Annotated in this window: 15 protein-coding genes; 4 read left to right on the top strand and 11 right to left on the bottom strand. The window is 33.7% G+C overall.

Annotated elements, in window-relative coordinates:
• Nucleotides 1-43: 43 nt before the first annotated feature.
• The 7 genes from VOI54_RS11130 to VOI54_RS11100 all read right to left on the bottom strand — a co-directional run bounded on the left by VOI54_RS11130 (nucleotide 44) and on the right by VOI54_RS11100 (nucleotide 7,267).
• The gene (locus VOI54_RS11130) at nucleotides 44-1,207 is read right to left on the bottom strand and encodes a sigma-54-dependent transcriptional regulator (protein WP_326282864.1); all 1,164 of its coding nucleotides are present in this window, start codon (nucleotides 1,205-1,207) and stop codon (nucleotides 44-46) included.
• Nucleotides 1,208-1,209: 2 nt separating this feature from the next.
• Nucleotides 1,210-2,094, bottom strand: a complete 885-nt coding sequence (locus VOI54_RS11125; protein ID WP_326282863.1) for a DUF6268 family outer membrane beta-barrel protein — start codon at nucleotides 2,092-2,094, stop codon at nucleotides 1,210-1,212.
• Nucleotides 2,095-2,126: 32 nt separating this feature from the next.
• Entirely contained in the window at nucleotides 2,127-3,053 is a 927-nt protein-coding gene (locus VOI54_RS11120; protein ID WP_326282862.1) for a mechanosensitive ion channel family protein, read from the bottom strand.
• Nucleotide 3,054: 1 nt separating this feature from the next.
• On the bottom strand, nucleotides 3,055-4,368 hold the full coding sequence (locus VOI54_RS11115; protein ID WP_326282861.1) for an ABC transporter permease: 1,314 nt from the start codon (nucleotides 4,366-4,368) through the stop codon (nucleotides 3,055-3,057).
• Between the two features lie 3 nt (nucleotides 4,369-4,371).
• Entirely contained in the window at nucleotides 4,372-5,298 is a 927-nt protein-coding gene (locus VOI54_RS11110; protein WP_326282860.1) for an ABC transporter ATP-binding protein, read from the bottom strand.
• 307 nt (nucleotides 5,299-5,605) lie between these two features.
• Nucleotides 5,606-6,721: a molecular chaperone DnaJ gene (gene dnaJ, locus VOI54_RS11105; RefSeq protein WP_326282859.1), complete on the bottom strand. Its 1,116-nt coding sequence runs from the start codon at nucleotides 6,719-6,721 to the stop codon at nucleotides 5,606-5,608.
• A 9-nt stretch (nucleotides 6,722-6,730) separates the two neighbouring features.
• A complete protein-coding gene (locus VOI54_RS11100) occupies nucleotides 6,731-7,267 on the bottom strand; it encodes a nucleotide exchange factor GrpE (RefSeq protein WP_326282858.1) in 537 nt (178 codons plus the stop codon).
• A 169-nt stretch (nucleotides 7,268-7,436) separates the two neighbouring features.
• On the opposite strand from VOI54_RS11100, the gene VOI54_RS11095 reads away from it, so the two are divergent.
• The 3 genes from VOI54_RS11095 (at nucleotide 7,437) to VOI54_RS11085 (ending at nucleotide 11,095) form a co-directional block, all read left to right on the top strand.
• The gene (locus VOI54_RS11095; RefSeq protein ID WP_326282857.1) at nucleotides 7,437-8,099 is read left to right on the top strand and encodes a YceI family protein; all 663 of its coding nucleotides are present in this window, start codon (nucleotides 7,437-7,439) and stop codon (nucleotides 8,097-8,099) included.
• Between the two features lie 146 nt (nucleotides 8,100-8,245).
• On the top strand, nucleotides 8,246-9,661 hold the full coding sequence (locus VOI54_RS11090) for a sulfatase (RefSeq protein WP_326282856.1): 1,416 nt from the start codon (nucleotides 8,246-8,248) through the stop codon (nucleotides 9,659-9,661).
• Between the two features lie 3 nt (nucleotides 9,662-9,664).
• Nucleotides 9,665-11,095 (top strand): arylsulfatase, encoded by a 1,431-nt coding sequence (locus tag VOI54_RS11085; RefSeq protein ID WP_326282855.1) that lies wholly within the window; start codon nucleotides 9,665-9,667, stop codon nucleotides 11,093-11,095.
• Between the two features lie 68 nt (nucleotides 11,096-11,163).
• Here the strand turns inward: VOI54_RS11085 and VOI54_RS11080 are convergent, their stop codons facing one another.
• The 3 genes from VOI54_RS11080 to VOI54_RS11070 form a co-directional block, all read right to left on the bottom strand.
• Nucleotides 11,164-12,072 (bottom strand): TIGR01777 family oxidoreductase, encoded by a 909-nt coding sequence (locus VOI54_RS11080; RefSeq protein WP_326282854.1) that lies wholly within the window; start codon nucleotides 12,070-12,072, stop codon nucleotides 11,164-11,166.
• Between the two features lie 190 nt (nucleotides 12,073-12,262).
• On the bottom strand, nucleotides 12,263-12,955 hold the full coding sequence (gene mnmC2 / locus VOI54_RS11075; protein WP_326282853.1) for a tRNA (5-methylaminomethyl-2-thiouridine)(34)-methyltransferase MnmC2: 693 nt from the start codon (nucleotides 12,953-12,955) through the stop codon (nucleotides 12,263-12,265).
• 6 nt (nucleotides 12,956-12,961) lie between these two features.
• Entirely contained in the window at nucleotides 12,962-13,465 is a 504-nt protein-coding gene (locus VOI54_RS11070) for a DUF4920 domain-containing protein (protein ID WP_326282852.1), read from the bottom strand.
• Between the two features lie 90 nt (nucleotides 13,466-13,555).
• On the opposite strand from VOI54_RS11070, the gene VOI54_RS11065 reads away from it, so the two are divergent.
• Nucleotides 13,556-14,623: a branched-chain amino acid aminotransferase gene (locus VOI54_RS11065; RefSeq protein WP_326282851.1), complete on the top strand. Its 1,068-nt coding sequence runs from the start codon at nucleotides 13,556-13,558 to the stop codon at nucleotides 14,621-14,623.
• A gap of 80 nt (nucleotides 14,624-14,703) precedes the next feature.
• On the opposite strand, the gene VOI54_RS11060 is transcribed toward VOI54_RS11065, so the two are convergent.
• On the bottom strand, nucleotides 14,704-15,090 hold the full coding sequence (locus tag VOI54_RS11060; protein WP_326282850.1) for a pyrophosphohydrolase domain-containing protein: 387 nt from the start codon (nucleotides 15,088-15,090) through the stop codon (nucleotides 14,704-14,706).
• Nucleotides 15,091-15,477 lie beyond the last annotated feature (387 nt).

Raw genomic sequence — 15,477 nt, 5'->3', positions numbered from 1 at the left:
CTCTGAATGACAAAATGAATCATTTTTTAGACAGCCTCTTATTTTACTTACTAGCAAATAATTTTACATCTTGTTCGCTAACTTCTTTTCCTCCAAGAATTATTAATCGCTCAACAACATTGCGAAGTTCTCTAATATTACCTGTCCAATCATATTCCTGCAATAACTTTATAGCTTTGCCTGAGAACGCTTTTTTTGCTATACCTTGCTCGTCTGCTATTTTTTTTGAAAAATGATTAACTAACAAAGGAATATCATCTCTCCTATCATTTAAAGCCGGAACTTTAACTAATATAACTGCAAGTCTATGATACAGGTCTTCTCGAAATCTCCCCTCTTCTATTTCTTTTTTTAAATTTTTGTTAGTCGCTGCAACAACTCTTACGTCTACTTTAATGTCTTTATCACTTCCCACACGCTGAATTCTATTTTCCTGAAGTGCCCTTAGCACTTTTGCCTGAGCAGATAAGCTCATGTCTCCAATTTCATCTAGGAAAATTGTTCCGCCATTAGCAGCTTCAAATTTGCCCGCTCTGTCTTTGTTAGCACTTGTAAAAGCGCCTTTAACATGGCCAAATAATTCACTCTCTATCAGCTCTGATGGTATTGCCGCACAATTTACCTCTATTAAATTTCCTTTGGCTCTACTACTTTTTTCATGTAACCAATGTGCAACAAGCTCTTTACCTGTACCATTGGGCCCTGTGATTAAAACCCTGGCATCTGTTGGTGCTACTTTATCAATGATATCTTTTATTTGAGAAATAGCTTTGCTTTCTCCTATCATCTCATATTTTTTGCTCACTTTTCTTTTAAGAATTTTGTTTTCTACAACCAATTCTTTTTTGTCTAGAGCATTTCTTACTGTGTTTAAAAGTCTGTTTAAATCCGGTGGCTTAGATATATAGTCAAAAGCTCCCAAACGCATAGTATTAACAGCTGTATCCAGATCACCATGTCCGGAAATCATGACAATTGGTATTTCCGGCTTTATTTTTTTGACCGCTTCTAACACTTCAACGCCGTCCATTTTTGGCATTTTGATATCACATAACACCAAATCATAATCGTCATTTTTTATTTTTTCTATTCCTAATAACCCATCTTCGGCCTCTTCAACCTGATAGGTGTCATTCTCTTCTGAAAGAATTTTTACAAGCACACGTCTTATTGCTGCTTCGTCTTCTATTACTAAAATCTTTGACATAATTATATTTTAAATTTAAGCCCTGTTCTCAAGTAAAACGCATCTAAATCGTCTAACTTAAAAACTTCTTCTCTATTTTTATTTCGTAATACATTATTCAACCTTAAGGTATATCCGGTATACATATAAGCTACTAAATGTTTAGTAAAGCAATATTCATACCCAAATCCACCAATTAGTACGGATAGTGAAATATAATTTACATTTTGTCCATTTGCAACTATTGGTTCCTGCAAATGTGCCATATATCCATCAAGTCCTATAAAGGCTTGCAAATTATTATGCGAATTAAATTTATATTTTAAATTAGATTTTGGAATACCCGCATTGAAACTCCAGTTTTTATTTATTTCTCTATAATAACTCACAAAAGGTAACGGAAAAGGTAAGCCCGTGGTTGCATTATAGGTTAAGCCTAAAATTAAGCGATATGGCCGTTTAATATTTAAGTCTTTTGTTCTATCGCTTACAAAATACAAACCACCGTTCATAAAATAGTCATCAGAAGTTAAATCTTTTGTTAGGGTTGATGCTATTCTGGGGTTTACTTTTACACCAAAACGCCATTTATCATTCCATTTAAACGTATACCCTATATTTAAATCTATAACATGGATTCTATCTAAACCTGTTGTATCAAAAGGATAATTATCTTCCAGTCTAAGCAAAACAAGATTATATGCTGCCCCAACAATTAAATAATTATGTGCTTTAATTTTAGTGGGGTAATTAAAAAGCGCCCTAACCCTACTATATCTATCATTAGAATTGCTTTTTGGAATTAGCGAATATTCTAACCGGGCTAGGTCGGTTAATTGAGCTTGAGCAAAATGAAAAACAAAAAACAGACCTAACACCAATGTCAATCTGAGCTTTTGTTTTATCATATTTTGGATAGTTTTAATAGCTAACCTAATTTTTATTCCGGCTTTTGGATAATGTGAATATCTCTTTGGGGAAATGGAATACTAATATTGTTTTCCCTAAATAACCTGTCAATTTCAAACCTTAGATCACTTTTAGGAAACTGGGCAGCAAAACTGTCATTAATAGTAAATACAACCTTAAAATTTAAAGCACTATCTCCAAAATCAGTAAACACAACTGAAGGTTCCGGTGAATTCAAAATATCGGGATGGGTACTTGCTGCTTGAATTAATAGCTTTTTTACTAATTGTACATCACTCCCATATGCCACACCAACATGTACTGACTCTCTGGTTGTTGTTCCGTTTTGAGTCCAGTTAAACAGCATATTTTCCAAATACAAATGGTTAGGAATGACCAATACTTTATTATCTATAGTAACTGCTCTTGTTGTTCTTAATTTTATTTCTTCTACACGACCTACTTTACCGTCAATTTCTATAATATCTCCTACATGAACCGATTGGTCTACAAGTATGAATATCCCGGAAATGATATCTTGAAACAGAGTTTGTAAAGCCAGGCCAATACCTATTAATAAAGCTGCTGAAGCTGCAAATATTGCTGTTACATTTATCCCTATGGAATCAAAAACAACAAGTATTACTATTAGATATATTAACCACCTGGTAAAAGAAAACACCGTAGTAAATTTAGCCTTATCTTCTTTTGGCATGTGTTTAGTAATCAAATGCTTTACCCATCTCAAAACATAAGTTGTGCCTATTAATACCAAAGCTACAAGCAATGCATACTTTACTTTTAGCACAACAATATGTGCCTCTTCTCCGGTACCATATGTAAAGTTGATTATTTTATATTCCAGAAAATCAACAATCTTTTCCCACACCGTACTTTCTGTAATGGCTTCATTTACCTTTTCAACTTCTTTCTCTATTTTATCTGTTACGCTTTGCATTTTAATATTTTATCCATTTAATCAAGTCTTTATAACTGGGCTTTTTCCCATACATTAAAATACCTACACGGTATATTTTAGCTGCAAACCATACGGTAAGCATAAAAGATCCAACCAATATCAATAAGGACAATAGCTGTTGCCATATTGGAACCCCAAAAGGAATACGCATTAGCATAACCACAGGTGAAGTTAATGGTATAAATGAAAATACAGTAGATACCGTTCCATGCGGATCTTCAATAACAGTGAATATACCAATATAAACGGCCAAAATCAATGGCATTATAATGGGCATCATAAACTGTTGTGTATCTGTTTCATTATCTACTGCTGCTCCTATAGCTGCATAAAGGGAGCTATACATTAAATACCCGCCTATAAAAAATAAAATAAAAGCTAATATAAGATTAATTAGAGGCATGCTGTTTAATGCCCGCTTCCCGGTCTCGAAATAAAAATTAAAATCCTCCCCTTCTACAGCTAACTGTACGAGTTCTTGTTGTGGTGTTGTGGAATTAAATAAATCTACCCCTACAATCAATGATATTACAGTCATTAAAAAACCTCCAAAAACCATCCATATTATAAATTGAGTAATACCCGCCAACGATGTTCCTATAATTTTACCTAACATAAGCTGTACGGGTTTTACTGAAGAAATAATGACCTCGATTATTCTACTAGTTTTTTCCTCAATAACACTACGCATAATCATATTACCATAAATTATGATAAACATGAATAATAGATACCCCGCAGCAATGCCAAAGGCTAGTTTGGCCACACTATCTACTTTAGACGTTTTTTCTCCTTCAAAGCTCTCTTGAGCTATATTAACAGTAACCTTTGATGCATCTATCATGGTAACATCAACACCATTTTCTTTCAACTTGACACTGGTCAATTGCTTTTCTATTTTATTTTCCATACTTGATATTAAACTCAATGATGGAGAGTCCTGAGAATAAAATGTCATTGTTTCAAAATCAAAATCACTTGCTTTTTCTTTTTTAATATAAAGTAATCCTGTAGCCTCAATTTCTTTTACTAAAACTATGGCCTCATCAAGCGACATGTTTTCAAGAATATTATAGGTAGTATGCTCTGAGTTCTTAAAAACATCTTGGATCTGTTTGGTTTCATCCAAAATAGTTATTACCCTAACTTTATCATTATTTAATTGCGACAAATAAGCTACAACTGCTATAAGTGCAATAAAAATCAGTGGGCTTAAAAAAGTCATGATTATGAAAGACTTATTTTTAACCTTAGTTAAATATTCTCTTTTTATAATAAGAGGTAGATGATTCATAAATTAATTATCCTTTACCGTTTGAATAAAAATATCGTTTACACTTGGAATGAGCTCTACAAAATGGGACACCTCCCCCTTTGAGGTTAAATAAGTCAATAAATTATTTGGGGTTTCGTTTTGCTGAAGTTGAATATTTAATTTGAGCTCGCCTTCTAATGTTTTAAAATTAGCATTGGACACGCTAAATTTTTCAGATAATTCCTGCTTTAAAACGTTATGGCTGTTTGCTCTAATTCCAACCTCATAGGTGTTAATTTTGTATTGACGCTTTACATCTACTAATTTACCTTCAAGAATTTTATTTGATTTATTGATAAGCGCTATATCATCACATAACTCTTCAACAGATTCCATACGGTGAGTTGAAAAAATTACGGTAGCCCCCTGTTCCCGTAAACGCAAAATTTCATCTTTAATTAAATTAGCGTTTATAGGATCAAAGCCTGAAAAAGGTTCATCAAAAATAAGTAGCTTGGGCTGATGTAAAACGGTAACCACAAATTGTATTTTCTGAGCCATTCCTTTTGAAAGCTCTTGAATTTTCTTATTCCACCAATCTCCAATTTCTAAACGCTCAAACCAGTACTTTAACCGGGTTTTGGCTTCGGCTTTGCTCAATCCTTTTAATTGAGCTAGATATAAAGCTTGTTCACCTACTTTCATTGATTTATAAAGTCCTCTTTCTTCAGGTAAGTACCCTATATCCCGAATGTGTTTTTCTTTGAGTAATTCACCATCCAAAAGTACTGTACCAGAATCGGGCATGGTTATTTGATTAATAACTCGTATTAACGTTGTTTTCCCTGCTCCATTTGGTCCGAGTAGCCCAAAAATACTTCCCTTAGGCACCGAAAGCGACACGTTGTTTAGTGCTTTAAAATTTCCAAAATTTTTAGAGACATTTTTAACCTCTAGCAGATTACTCATAGGTGTTTTTTTGAATGGTAAATATATTAAATGTTATGTAGAGCTATTTAATGCTTTTAGTATAATTTAAGGTTAATCTTTTTAAATAACTTTTGTTTTAGTAAACCTTACTAAAAACAAAACCCACCCTTAAAAATTTAAGGATGGGAAAAAAATTGCTATGAAAAAGAAAAATTATCACTAAAAATTAGTGATATTCAAATATAGTTTTTTTTTCAATACTAATGGCAAAACTATTGGATATCTTCCCTTTTTAAACAAAAAAATCCGCATAATATGCGGATTTTTAATTTTTAAAGCTTCTTTTTTATGAAAACATATCTTTAACCTTTTCAAAGAAAGATTTGTCTGAACTCTCTGGTTTTGGCGTGAAATGATCATCCTCCTGCATGGATTCAAAAAACGCTTTCTGCTGCTTATTAAGTGTTTTTGGAGTCCACACATTAACATGAACTAATAAATCACCTTTACCATACCCGTTTATACTCGGAATACCTTTTCCGCGTAAACGTAAAATTTTACCGGATTGAACCCCTGCCTCTACTTTTATACGCACTTTACCGGTTACGGTATCAATCTCTTTAGATGTTCCCAATACAGCCTCAGGGAAACTTACATATAAATCATAATGCAGATTGTCTCCTTCCCGTTGTAGCTTATCATGTTCAGCCTCTTCAATAACCACAATCAAATCACCGGAAATACCATTTCCCGGAGCTTCATTACCTTTTCCTGAAACTTTAAGTTGCATACCATCCACTACTCCTGCCGGTATTTTTATGGATACGGTCTCCTCACTAATTTTTAAACCTTGGGCATCAGCATCAGCAGGTTTTTTATCTATAGTTTGACCTGCTCCTCCACAGACATTACAAGGTGCAGATGTTTGCATTCTACCTAGAATAGTATTGGCTATTCTGGTAACTTGTCCACTACCATTACAAGTAGAACAGGTTTTATAGGTCGTTCCCGGAGCTTGTGTTTTGCGTTTTACTTTAACTTTCTTCTCAACACCATTTGCAATTTCTTCTAAAGTCAGTTTAACCCGAATACGCAGATTACTTCCTTTGGTTCGTCGTTGGCCTCCTCCTCCAAAACCGGAGAATCCACCACCAAAACCACCACCGAAAATATCACCAAACTGGCTGAATATGTCATCCATATTCATGCCGCCTCCACCAAAACCGCCTCCGCCGTTTTCAAAGGCTTGATGACCAAATTGGTCATAACGTGCTTTTTTGTTATCATCACTTAAAACCTCATAGGCTTCAGCAGCTTCTTTAAATTTAGCTTCAGCCTCCTTGTCATCCGGGTTCTTATCAGGGTGAAACTCTATAGCTTTTTTGCGGTAAGCTTTTTTAATTTCTGAAGCACTTGCCCCTTTGCTTACACCTAAAACCTCATAATAATCTCTCTTAGCCATATCTTATTTTTATTGACCTATCACTACTTTTGGAAAACGAATTATCTTTTCTCCCAGAACATACCCTTTTTCAACAACATCAATAATTTTTCCTTTTAATTCGTCATTAGGAGCCGGAATTTGGGTAATAGCTTCATGTCTGTCAGCATCAAAAGCAATTCCTTTTTCAACTTCCATTGCTTTTAAGCCTTCTTTCTCTAATGTACCTATCAGTTTTTGATAAATTAAAAGTACACCTTTGCGTAATTCTTCGGCTTCTTTATCTTCTTCTATATGGTTTAATGCGCGCTCAAAATCGTCAAGAACAGGTAATAACGTTTTCATCACCCCTTCACTGGCCGTTGAAAACAATTCAATACGTTCTTTAGAAGTACGTCTTTTATAATTTTCAAACTCCGCAAATAAACGTAAAAACTTATCCTTTTCCTGCTTTAATTCATCTTGAAGCTTCTCCTCAGCCGTTTGCTCCTCTACTTCAACAGCTTCATTTTGTACAGCATCCATTTGTTCGTTTTCTATATCGTTTGTCTTATCTTTTTTACTCATCGTAAATTCAATTTTTGCAATCTTTAAATTTAGTTGGCAAAAGTACTGCCATTATTGTTAAAATGTCATAATGTCACTATTTTTTTTATAAAAACTTTTGTTTAGCTTCCACACTGCTTCATGAAACAAATTATGTAAATTAGCCATAGGAATATTAAAAACGAAAACCATGAAAAGGAACTTAAAATACATTTTACTTGTAATGGTCTTGATTGTTTCAATTACCGCATGCAAAGACAAAGCCCGTGAGGCAACTACTATTGAAGCAACAACGCCGGATAATACTGAAAAACCTATTAACCCAGAAACTTATACTGCAATTGCAACTGAATCCATTATTGAGTGGAAAGGTTCAAAACCTACAGGAACCCACCACGGCACTGTAGCCATTGAAAATGGTACATTGGAAATTGCAAATGGCAATATTGTTGGTGGCTCTTTCAATATTGATATGACTTCTATAGTTGTGAAGGATATACCGGCAGACGACAAAAAGAACGCAAAACTACAGGGACATTTAAAAAGCCCTGATTTTTTTAACGTAGAAGCACACCCTAACGCTACTTTTACTATTACAGGTTCAGAGAAATTAAATGGCAAAACCACCTTATCCGGAAATCTAATCATCAAAGCCATAAAAAATGATATTACTTTTCCTGTTTCTGTCACCCAAAATAATGGTAAAATTGCTCTAACCAGCGAGCCATTCTCTATTGACAGATCTAAATGGGATGTACGGTATGGTTCTAAATCATTTTTTGATAACTTGGGTGATAAGTTTATTAATAATGATATTGAATTAAAAATATCGATTAAAGCTTCAAAATCTTAAATTATAGATAAGCCAAGTATTAGGGCCTTCTTTTATAAGAATTAAGAAGGCTTTTTTATGACTTTAATCGTTCTCTTGTGCTACACACCAAAACTTACGAACATCATAAAAACCATACGTCTTTCTCTTTAATTAAATTTTAGTTGATGAAACATTTTATATATCAGATTATATATCAGATTCCTCTATTCATTTTCGTTTTTTTCTTTTGTTATTCCTGCAATGTGCCTGCACAAAATAGCAAGCCCAATATAATTCTTATTAATATTGATGATATGGGTTGGAGAGATGTAGGATTTATGGGAAGTGAGTATTATGAAACACCAAATATTGATAATCTGGCTAGTTTAGGTATGAGGTTCACTAATGGCTATGCAGCTTCATCAAATTGTGCTCCGAGTAGAGCCTGTCTAATGACTGGAAAATGGACGCCTCGTCACGGTATTTACACCGTTGGTTCTTCTGCAAGAGGTAAATCTAAGCATAGAAAACTCATTCCTATTAAGAATACAAAAACATTATCTAAGGAACATGAGATTATTCCGCAGGTATTAAGTCAAAATGGGTATGTAACTTGTCATTCCGGTAAATGGCATTTAAGTAAAAACCCTTTAGAATATGGGTTTGATAAAAATATTGGGGGGAGTCATCATGGCCACCCCAGTAGCTATTATCCCCCTTATAAAAATGTAACTATTGAAGGTGACAATGATAAAGACCAATACCTAACCGACTTAATTATGGAGAAAACTTTAGAGTTTATTGATAATGTTCAATCTCCATTCTTTCTTTACTACTCTCCTTATGCGGTTCACACTCCAATACATCCTGTAAAAAAATTACTCAAAAAATATGAAGCTAAACCTGCTTGGAATGGTCAAGATAATCCTGAATATGCCACTATGGTAGAAAATTTGGATAGAAACATAGGATTATTAGTTTCTAAATTAAAAAAACTAGATCTTTTTGACAATACATTAATTATTTTCACTTCAGATAATGGCGGTTTATACCGTATTACAAAACAACGTCCTTTAAGAGCGGGTAAGGGGAGTTATTATGAAGGGGGGATTAGAGAGCCGTTCTTCTTTGTCATGAAAAACAAAATAAAAGCAAATTCTAAAAATGATATACCCATAACTAATTTGGATTTGTTTCCAACTATTTTAAACTATGCGGGTGTTCAAAAGTCTCATTCAAATTTTGACGGCATTGATTTGTCGCCAATTTTAGAGGAAGAAGTAGATCAATTTGATCGTCCATTATTTTGGCATTTCCCTATCTATCTACAGGCATACAATGCTCATGATAATGAAAATCGAGATCCCTTATTTAGAACACGTCCTGGTTCGGTTGTAAGGCATGGAATATGGAAACTGCATTATTATTTTGAAGACGATGGAGTTGAACTTTATAATTTAACAGATGATATAGGAGAAAAAAACAATCTGGCACAAAAACAACCTGAGAAAGCATTAGAAATGATGAATTATCTTGAGACATGGTGGAAAGAGACAAATGCACCTATTCCAAAAGAGGTAAATAGTGAATTTGAAAACTAAAACATGAAAAACATACTTATTATTCTTACAGGATTTATTTTGAGTGCTTGCAATGCCCAAAAACAATCTGATAACATTAAAAAGCCTAATATTATTTATATACTAGCAGATGATTTAGGATATGGGGATTTGAGCCTTATGGGGCAGAGTAAATTTCAAACACCTAATATTGATAAGCTGGCAGAAGATGGCATTTTATTTACACAACATTATTCAGGTTCAACGGTTTGTGCTCCATCACGATCATCGTTGATGACCGGCCAGCACACAGGACATACTTTTATTCGGGGAAATAAAGAAGTTAAACCAGAGGGGCAATATCCATTAGACTCTTCAATAGTTACTGTTGCTGAATTGTTAAAAAATAATGGATATACAACTGGGGTCTTTGGAAAATGGGGCCTCGGATCCCCAGGTTCCGAGGGTGATCCAAACAAGCAAGGTTTTGATAAGTTTTACGGGTATAACTGTCAAAGATTAGGACACAACTATTATCCTTACCACCTCTGGAATAATCAAACCAAAGTCATGCTTGAAGGTAATGCATTAAGGCAAACGGACATGTATGCTCCTGACCTAATTCATCAAGAGGTACTCTCATTTATTGAAATGAATAAAGATAATAGATTCTTTATGTACTACGCTTCAATTATTCCTCATGCTGAGCTTGCTGCACCAGAATACTATATGAAGAGATTTCGATCAGACTTTAGCCCTGAGAAGGCTTTTGTGGGTACTGATAATGGCAGAGGTTATAAAAATGGAGGATATGCCTCTCAAAAAGAACCGCATACGGCCTTTGCCGCTATGGTAAGTTTACTTGATCAGCAAGTAGGAGACATTCGAACAAAATTAGAAGCACTGGGTATTGCTGAAAATACAATTCTAATATTTACTTCTGATAACGGACCACACCGGGAAGGTGGAGCTGATCCGGTTTTTTTTAATAGCAATAAAGGATTAAGAGGCTATAAACGTGACTTATATGAAGGCGGTATACGTATTCCTATGATTGCCTATTGGCCAAGCGTAATTAAACCAAAAAGTATTTCAAATCATGTTTCTGCATTTTGGGATTTTTTACCGACTGCTTGTGAACTTGCAAAAATTGACAAACCTGACAATCTTGATGGAATATCATTTTTACCGGAATTAAAAGGGGAAAAACAAAAAAGCCATGATTTCTTATACTGGGAATTCCATGAACAGGGAGGAAAGCAAGCTGTACGTTGGGGAGATTGGAAAGGTGTACGTTTGAAAATGAAAAATAATCCAAATGCTCATATTGAATTATACAATCTTGCAATTGATCATAAGGAACAAAATGATGTTTCAGAAAAGTACCCTGAGGTTATAGAAAAAATAAAGACTATAATGAAGAGTGAACATGTACGTTCCAATGAGTTTAGTTTTGATTTTGAGAAAAATATGTAGCACCATAAAAACCCGAATTAAGGCTCTTAAAAATTAATACATAAAAGAAGCGTTAAATTTAATACCCCCTATTGCTGTAATAAGTCATTTAAAGCCGGATCAATATAATTATATTGAAAATAAAACCCTTTGTCCTCTATTTTTTTTGAACTCACACGCTGGCTTTCAAATAGTAAAATATGCATCTCTCCTAAAATCATTTTCATTAAAATTCTAGGAATATTAGGCATAAACAAAGGCTTATGCAAAGTTTGCGCTACGGTTTTTATCAATTCTTTATTAGTTACCGGATTTGGTGCTACTCCGTTATAAATTCCGCTTAAATTATGCTGTAAAACATGTATAAACATATGTGCTAAATCATTGATATGTATCCATGATTGCCACTGCTTACCGTTGCCAAAATTAGCACCTAAGCCAAACTTAATAGGTTTTATAATTTCCTGCAATGCACCTCCTTTTTTTGCCAAAACCAGACCAATTCTAATTTTTGAAACCGAAATACTTAGTTTTGAAAAACCATCGACTGTATGTTCCCAAACCTTTACTACCTGTCCTAAAAAAGAACTACTGGTTTCTTTAAAAGTAGGATCATAATAATTAACTAATGAATCCGGATAAATACCAATAGCACTGGCTGAAACAACCTGCTTTATAGTATGTGATTCTCCTTTTAATGCATTTATTAGTAACTCTGTAGAATCAATTCTACTTTGTAAAATCTTATGTTTATAATTAGGTGTCCATCGTTTTGAAGCTGTAGCCCCGGCTAAATGAATAATAGCGTCAACACCATTAAAACAATTAGTATCAATGTCTCTTAATTTTGGATTCCAATAAAACCCCTGGTAATTTTCGGAACTTTTAATTTTAGATTTATTGGTAGTCAAATAATTGACCCGCATATCATTTTCGTGACAGAGCCTCACAATTTCCTGTCCAATCAATCCAGTAGCTCCTGTTATTAAAACACGCATTTCTTTTTTCTATAAATTTACAAAACCAGGCTCCTGTTTACTAGAGTTTTATATTAGGTTTAACAAATAAAAAATACCAAAACAAATAACTATGTGTTCTATATTAAATTTAGACTATCATTAAAAAAATAAATCTTAAGGCACAGGCTACTACAATTACTTAAAACACTAATATTAGACAGATTAACTCTTACTTTTGTGCGCGCAACATTTCTCTTTTTCCAGGCGGCCCGGGAAGTTTTTCAACAGCAAACCCTACAGACAACATAGCACGACGAACACTACCTTTAGCTGAGTAAGTAACTAAAATACCACCCGGTTTTAATGCATTATACATTTTTTCAAAAACAGCTTCGGTCCACAGTTCTGGTTGTACCCTAGCTCCAAATGCATCAAAATATATAATGTGATATTTAGATTCATCATCTATTTCACTAAAAAACTTCTTTTGTTTCGTCAATGTAAATTGTCCCGTGATTTCATTTTTCTCTTCCCAGGGTATACTATGAATTTTATGAAAAAACAACTCACTTTTATCAGTCTGAAGCTCTGATGAATAATTTAGTTGTTTAACTTCATCCATCAGCACAGGATACCCTTCTACTCCTGTATAGTCTATTTTTTTATTTATTTTTTCGGATTCTAATAAGGTAATAAAAGCATTTAAACCCGTTCCAAAACCTATTTCAAGGATTGTTGCTTTTGGGTGTTCTTCAGATGGTTCAGAAATTAAAACAGTCTCTAAAAAGTGATAAAGACCATGCTTTATAAACACATGATAAGCTTCCTGAATAGCACCATGCTTAGAATGATATTGCTCATTCCAGTCCGGTAAATGAATGGTAGAAGAACCGTCTGAAGTTATGATAATCTCTCTTTTCAAACCTGGTTATTGAGCTACTAAAACACCATCAGCTTCAAAAGAAAATGTTTGTTTTGGTTGCATAATTTTTGCTATTTCTTCTTTTGATTGTCCTGCATCTTCAGCATAATGCCTTTGTTCATCTACCGAAACTTCTTTGATATATGCCTTTCCACTAACTATTACCTGTTTTCCCTTGATATCTTTAGGTACAAAAAAACCATAATCCTTAAACTTCACCATAACCTCCTGCTCATCATCAATAGCCAATCGCATCCAGCACCCTTTCGCCTGGCAAACATCATTTACTTTTGCTATTAATTTGGAGGGCGTACTATCCCCTACTTTCATCACCTTATACTTTGTTACCATTACACGTCCTGTAATAACATCGTCAGTATTAATTTTTTCCCCAAACGATTTGTACGCTACATTTTCAACCTTGCCTGTTAAATCTTTTATTTCCTGACTTTTATTTTTACACGCACTTAAGGTTAAAACGCAGAATAACAGTAGGATTACGGACTTCATAATTTAAAAATTTGAATTTTAATGTATTTATGTAAATATACCATTTTTTGAGAATGATTTTTATAAATTTGTATGCTAAAAGAACTAGAGATGAATGCTATAATCAAAGACATTGAGGTTATACGTGCAAAAACTACAAAAATCAATGATGTAGATTTTGACAATTTAAAATTCGGGCATGTTTTTTCTGATCACATGCTAGAATGTAATTTTAAAGATGGTAAATGGGAAGCGCCAAAGGTTGTGCCTTATGCGCCAATTACTTTAGATCCATCTGCAAAAATTTTCCACTATGGGCAATCGGTCTTTGAAGGTATGAAAGCCTATAAAGATTCTGATAAGAATGTTTGGTTGTTTAGACCCGTGGATAATTTTAAACGCTTAAACATTTCATCTAAACGTTTGGCTATTCCTGAACTTCCTGAAAATTATTTTATGGACGGTCTAAAAGCTTTACTTGAAGTGGATAAAGATTGGATTCCAACTAATGAGGGCAGTTCATTATATATAAGACCTTTTGTATTTGCTTCAGGAAATGGGTTTCATGCCTCTCCTGCAGATGAATATAAATTTATTATATGTACAGCGCCATCCGGTGCTTATTTTGCTGGCGATGTAAAAGTATTGATAGAAGAAAAATATTCACGTTCTGCAAATGGCGGTGTTGGCTTTGCTAAAGCTGGCGGTAATTATGCAGGGCAATTTTATCCTACTCAACTCGCTATTGAAAAAGGGTACCAACAGGTTATCTGGACCGATGATAATACCCATGAGTATATTGAAGAAGCTGGTGCCATGAATATTTTTGTTAGAATTAACGATACATTAATTACTGGGCCAACCAGTGATAGAATATTAGATGGTATTACAAGAAAAAGTATTATTGAGCTTGCTAAAACAGAAAACATTCCGGTAGAGGTTAGAAAAATTACGGTTAGTGAAGTTGTTGAAGCTGCAAAAAATGGAACTTTAAAAGAAATGTTTGGTGCGGGAACTGCGGCTGTAGTATCACCTATTTCAGGGTTTGGTTATAAGGATACAGATTATGAGTTGCCTAAACTTGATAAGACCTATGCTGAATATTTGAAAAAACGTATTACTGACATACAAACCAATAAAGCCGAAGATCCTTTTGGGTGGCGTTATGAATTAAAATAGTAAAAAAACTATCATATAAAAAAGAGGAGCTATAGCTCCTCTTTTTTATTATCTCCTTATTATTATAGAAGACTATATCATTACTTTTTTAAAATAGCTTCAATGTTAGGTTTAAAGTAATTTGGACCTTTTAACACCTTCCCATCTTCACGGTAAATAGGTTCCCCATTATCACCTAATTTACTCATATTACTTCGTTGTATCTCATCAAAAACCTCTTCAATTTTATATTGCATACCATGCTCAATTATAGTACCGCACAAAATGTATAACATATCTCCGAGGGCATCAGCAACCTCAACCAAATCATTATTATTAGCTGCCTCAAGATATTCTTCATTTTCTTCACGCATTAATTTATAACGCAGCATATTCTTTGCTAAGCCTAAGTCTGCCTTAGGGTTTTCTCTATGTCCGATTTTAAATGCAGTATGAAAAGCTTTAACAGCCTCTATTTTGTTTTTCATCTCTTCCTATTTCATTAAATTTGCATAAAAGTAACCATATGTTTAGTAAAGGTCAAATCATTTTTGGAGTTTTATTTTTTGTAGGCTTTGCCATAGTTATAGCCTACACTTATCGCAAAGATTTAAAACTTCATAAACGCTTTTATAAAGGGAGTATATGGATACTCATTGCCTTTATAGCCTTCATTTTATTCATTTCCGCTATTAAATTTTTCTTCAAATAACTCATATGCTATTGAGAATGAACTGATTGTTTTTTATTCTAGCACTGGGAAAAACTAATATTAAACTGTTATATAAATAAACAGTCTAATGGACGCAACCTTTAATAGTTAATTGCATCTATTGAATAGCTATTAATCAAATCTAAACTAACATGAAAATCCT

It is taken from the genome of Alterotamlana spongicola (assembly GCF_035818475.1).
In the GTDB taxonomy this organism is placed as follows: domain Bacteria; phylum Bacteroidota; class Bacteroidia; order Flavobacteriales; family Flavobacteriaceae; genus Cognatitamlana.
Note: the sequence above shows the minus strand (reverse complement) of the source record. Positions and strands in the feature narration are given on the sequence as shown.

Coding starts and splice junctions, on each gene's coding strand:
- VOI54_RS11085 (WP_326282855.1), top strand. CDS start 9,665: ATGAAAAACATACTTATTATTCTTACAGGATTTATTTTGAGTGCTTGC.
- VOI54_RS11095 (WP_326282857.1), top strand. CDS start 7,437: ATGAAAAGGAACTTAAAATACATTTTACTTGTAATGGTCTTGATTGTT.
- VOI54_RS11100 (WP_326282858.1), bottom strand. CDS start 7,267: ATGAGTAAAAAAGATAAGACAAACGATATAGAAAACGAACAAATGGAT.
- VOI54_RS11070 (WP_326282852.1), bottom strand. CDS start 13,465: ATGAAGTCCGTAATCCTACTGTTATTCTGCGTTTTAACCTTAAGTGCG.
- VOI54_RS11125 (WP_326282863.1), bottom strand. CDS start 2,094: ATGATAAAACAAAAGCTCAGATTGACATTGGTGTTAGGTCTGTTTTTT.
- VOI54_RS11065 (WP_326282851.1), top strand. CDS start 13,556: ATGAATGCTATAATCAAAGACATTGAGGTTATACGTGCAAAAACTACA.
- VOI54_RS11080 (WP_326282854.1), bottom strand. CDS start 12,072: ATGCGTGTTTTAATAACAGGAGCTACTGGATTGATTGGACAGGAAATT.
- VOI54_RS11115 (WP_326282861.1), bottom strand. CDS start 4,368: ATGAATCATCTACCTCTTATTATAAAAAGAGAATATTTAACTAAGGTT.
- VOI54_RS11110 (WP_326282860.1), bottom strand. CDS start 5,298: ATGAGTAATCTGCTAGAGGTTAAAAATGTCTCTAAAAATTTTGGAAAT.
- VOI54_RS11130 (WP_326282864.1), bottom strand. CDS start 1,207: ATGTCAAAGATTTTAGTAATAGAAGACGAAGCAGCAATAAGACGTGTG.
- VOI54_RS11060 (WP_326282850.1), bottom strand. CDS start 15,090: ATGAAAAACAAAATAGAGGCTGTTAAAGCTTTTCATACTGCATTTAAA.
- dnaJ (WP_326282859.1), bottom strand. CDS start 6,721: ATGGCTAAGAGAGATTATTATGAGGTTTTAGGTGTAAGCAAAGGGGCA.
- VOI54_RS11120 (WP_326282862.1), bottom strand. CDS start 3,053: ATGCAAAGCGTAACAGATAAAATAGAGAAAGAAGTTGAAAAGGTAAAT.
- VOI54_RS11090 (WP_326282856.1), top strand. CDS start 8,246: ATGAAACATTTTATATATCAGATTATATATCAGATTCCTCTATTCATT.